This is a genomic window from Tepidiphilus sp. HLB4 (assembly GCF_054823945.1).
On sequence record NZ_JSYB01000068.1, the window covers coordinates 1 to 4306 of the forward strand.

Below are 4306 nucleotides of genomic sequence, written 5' to 3' on the forward strand. Positions count from 1 at the left end.
GAATTTACAGAAAGGATGGTACACAACCCCTTCTGCACCGCCACCTGCTTTTGTGCCGCATCGAGCTGCGCCTTCAAAGAAGCCAATCCCGCATTATGCAATGCCATCCGTTCCACCCAGGCGGTAGCCGGCTCCTGTAACACCTCGTGTGCCAAACCCCGCACCTCGGTAAATGGCATCAGATCCTCCGGATTAACCTCCTGCCCGATCAAGGCCGCCATATCCTGGCGTCCCGTCTCGATCTGCCCCTGCCAATCGACCACGTTCGCCTGCGCCGCATCCAGCCTGGCCTGCGCCTCCTCGATCTCGATGCGCGTCCCCAGCCCTGTCTCGAAGGCCCGCTGTGCCTGGCGCAATGCCTCCGCATAGCGCGCCACGTCCTGCTCGGCCACCTTCAGCTGAGATTTCGCTTCCAGCAATGCCAGATACGCTTTGGCTACCCGAGCGAGTAGCGTGGCGGTTTCGGCATCCAATGCCCGCGCGCTCGCTTCCGCCAGACTTTGCGCCCGCTCCCAGCTGCGCCATTCGGCCGGACGATAAAGCCCCTGGCGCACCTGCAGCGCCCAGTTCTTCGTATCCGGTTCGTCGTAACGAGAGGGATAGGGTCCAGACAAATATTTGGTATGTGTATATTGCTTGCCACGCGCCGCCGCCGCCGACACCTGCGGCAGCAGCCGGGAGCGCGCCACATCCACCCCTGCTTCGTCCTGAGCGGCACGCGAAGCGGCGATCTTCACCTGTGCGTCGTAGTTTTTCGCCAAGTGGAAAGCTTCGGTGAAATCCAACGCCCATACCGGCAAAGCCCATATTCCACTCAACAGTCCCGCTACCAACCAACGCCCGTACATTTTCATCGCTCCCGGCCTGCCTCGTGCCAGGCTTTTTTCACGGGCGAGAGCAGATACTCCGCCACCGTGCGCTCGCCCAGCAGGATTTCCGCCGTGGTCTGCATGCCGACAGACAACGGATACTTCACCCCATCCGTCTCCAGGGCGCCTGCCTCGAGCATCACCAAGGCCTTGTAGCGCAGCGGGCGCTGCCCCACGCCCTGTAGTCCCTTGTCGCGGGCTTCTTCTTCGCTCTGGGCATCGGCGCTCACGTGTTCGACGGTGCCTTGCCCCATGCCATATTTCTGGAACGGATAGGTGGCGAACTTGAGCTTGACCGGCTGACCTGTACGCACGAAGCCGATGTCCTCGTTCGAGACCCAGACCTCGGCCTTGAGCTTTTCTTCTTGGGGCACGAGGCTCGCGAGCACGGTACCGGGTTGCACCACCGTGCCCGCGGTGTGCGTGGCCAGATCCTTGATCACGCCGTCCTGCGGGGCCTTCAGTTCCAGCAGTGCGCGCCGGTGCTGCTGCTTTTGCAGCTCTTGGGTCAGCTTGTCGAGCTGCGCCTGCGCCTCATGGCGCTCGGCGTGCAACTGCCGCACATAGTCGGCCTCGATCTGCTTGAGTTTCTTCTGTGACTGGTCGATGCTGGCCTGGGCAGAGGCAATCAAGTACCCTTGCGTGGCCAGTTCCTGTTCCTTCTCGATGCGCTCGCGCCGCTTGTCCGAGCCCATCAAGGTTCCGGCGAAACCCTCCTTGACCAGTTGCTCGTAGGCATTGTCCTGCTCGCGGTAATGCGGCAGCACGGCTTCCAGCCGCTCTTTCTGCTGGCGGGCAGCCGCCAGTTCCTGCTGCGCCTTGACCAGGCGGCTGCGTTCCTCGGCTAATGCTGCGGCCAGGGCATCGCGGTTGGCTTGGTACTGCGCGCCGGTTTCGCGCACGAGCGCCGCCGGGGTCTGAACGTCCGGCTGGAAGGGTTTGCCGGTGAGTTCAGCATCGATGCGGGCAAGCGCAAGCCGCTTGCGAGCGTATTCGGTGGCAATGGCGTCCAGATCGGCGTTGGTGATCAGCGCATCCATGCGCATCAGGGTTTGACCGGCGCGCACGGTCTCGCCCTCGCGCACCAGAATTTCCTTGACGATGCCCGCTTCCGAGGGTTGCACGATCTTGAGATAGCTGGCGGGCACCAGCTTGCCGTCGGCCACCGCGACAATGTCCAGCCGCCCGAGCAGCGCCCAGATGATGAGAAAGGCGACTAGCGCCAAGATGGCCCACAGCACGCGCCGCCCCTGTGGATGCGGTGCGCTGTGCTGCAAACGGATGAGCGGCGGGTGAAAGGCCTGATGGTCGCTCTGGGCGTGTTGTACGAGGGACTTCAATGAAGGCATGCCGGGGGCTCTCTTAATGGTTCTTGGGGCTTCCGGGTGAAAGCGCTTGCGGACAGCGGGCGATGTCTCATGAAACCTCGTCCGCCGCCCTCCTTAGCAGGAAGCACGCTGGCCCTGCTTTTAGCCTGACAGTTTGCCCAAGCCCTCGCTCAGTCCGCTGAAGCCCTTGAGCTGGGTGCCCGTGCCGCAGGCCAGTGACACGGCATCGACGCCGCCGCGCGCGCCGGGAGCACCCCCGTGCAGCCAGCCCATGAGGCCGGTCAGGTCGGCCCCCTGGTTGGCGTGGCTCCAGGCAGGCGCGCCCTGGCGTTCGGCGTCGAGCCGGTTCAGGGCGTGGGTCAGCTCGGCCCAGTGGCGTTCGACATCGTGGTTGGCCTGACCCTGACCGGCCTGCCCGGAGGCTTGCTGCGGCTCGCCCCATTGCTCGAACCAGCGGCGATCCAGCGCAGGCAGGGCCGAATGGTGCGACTGGGCGGACTTGTCATCGTGCTTGAAGCCATCGAGGAAACGCCCCAAGGGGTCATCATCACGCTCGGCCCCCGGTTTGCGGCCTGGCTGGCCCGGCGAGGTACCCGCGCCGTCGTTGCTGTTGGCGCCGTGGCCGGGGGGCGGTGCATCCGCGCCGTTGCCCACACCTTCATTGCCTTTCTGATCAGTAGGAACAACCGTCTTGTTGCCAAAGCTGATCGAGAAGACATCCGAGGCGGTCGAGCACTCGCCATGGCCGTCGGACGCGGTGACGCGCACATCGATGCCGCCCTTGGCATTGGCCGGAGCCGTGCCGCTGAAGGTCTGCGTGGCGGCGTCGAACTTGAGCCAGCTCGGCAGCGGCTTGCCGTTGGACAAGGTGGCCGTGTAGCTCAGCGTGTCGTTGCGGTCGGCGTCGCGGAAGCTGCCTGCGGGCACCTTCCACGAGAACGCCTTGCCCTTGGCCAGTTGCACGTCGGAGAGGCAGCGCACCAGATCAGGCGTGTCGTTGGTGCCCTGCACAGTCACCGTCAATGCGCCGTCGCTGCGCTGGGTGCCGTCACTGGCCAGGTAGCTGAAGGTTTCCGTGACGGACTCGCCCGCGCCCAGCCCTTGCACCTTGTTGGAGCAATCGTCGAGCACATAGGCGTAGGTGCCGTTGGCGAGCAGGGTCAGCACGCCGTATTCGCCGCGCCGGATGCCCGGATCGGCCACGGCGAGGCGCGCGCCTTCCGGGTCGCGGTCGTTGGCGAGTACATTGCCCCAGGTGAAGAGCTGGCGATCCTCGATCAGATTGGCCGCATCCGGAGTGGTGATCGGGCCGGAGACGACCTCGAGGGCGAAGCTCTGGCTCGCGGATGCGCCGAGAGAATCGGTCGCCGTCACGCGCAAGGCATAGTTGCCCGCCGTGGCCGGTGTGCCGCTGAAGCTGCCGGTGGCCGCGTCGAAGGCGAGCCAATCGGGCAGCGCGCTGCCGTCGGCAAGCGCCGCGGAGTAGGCCAGCACATCGCCCGCATCGACATCGACGAAAGCGCCTTCGGGCAGTTGCCAGCTCAAGGGCGTGCCCGCGCGACCGGTCTGGTTGGCGAGCAGCGTGCCGACCTCGGGAGCATCGTTGACGTTGGTCACGCCGATGGCGAAGGTCTGGCTCGCCTGTGCACCCGCCACGTCAGAGGCGATCAAGCGCACCGAGACGCTGCCCACGTCACCGTTGGCCGGCGTGCCGCTGAAGGTGCGCGTCGCCGCATCGAACCGGAGCCAAGAGGGCAACGCCGAGCCATCGGCCTGGGTGGCCGAGAGCGTGAGCGTGTCATTCGCATCCACATCGCGGAAGGCGTCCGGCAGCACGGTGAAGGCAAACGGCGCATCCTCGGTTGCTTGCTGGTCGGCCAGCACGACGGCGACTTCCGGCGCGTCGTTGGTGTTCTGCACGCTGATATTGAAGGTTGTGCTGGCGGCAGCGCCGAAATGATCCCTGCCTTCCACCACAAGCTCGATGTCACCCACGTGATCGTTCGTGGGTCGTCCGCTCAAAGTTCGGGATACAGGATCAAAGCTCAGCCATGTCGGCAGCGGATCGCCGTTGGCTAGTTGTCAGGTCCCGGACGATTGCGTGGCACT

The 4306-nt window shown here is 64.9% G+C and carries 3 protein-coding genes; all 3 read right to left on the reverse strand.

Going from position 1 to position 4306, the window contains the following annotated elements; all coding sequences use genetic code 11:
* The coding region (locus OA56_RS09390; protein ID WP_461584903.1) for a TolC family protein at positions 1-854 on the reverse strand (854 nt) is incomplete at its 3' end.
* Positions 851-2218 (reverse strand): HlyD family type I secretion periplasmic adaptor subunit, encoded by a 1368-nt coding sequence (locus OA56_RS09395; RefSeq protein WP_461584905.1) that lies wholly within the window; start codon positions 2216-2218, stop codon positions 851-853. The genes OA56_RS09390 and OA56_RS09395, both read right to left, overlap by 4 nt.
* A gap of 120 nt (positions 2219-2338) precedes the next feature.
* Positions 2339-4258: a putative Ig domain-containing protein gene (locus tag OA56_RS09400; RefSeq protein ID WP_461584907.1), complete on the reverse strand. Its 1920-nt coding sequence runs from the start codon at positions 4256-4258 to the stop codon at positions 2339-2341.
* Between the last annotated feature and the right edge of the window lie 48 nt (positions 4259-4306).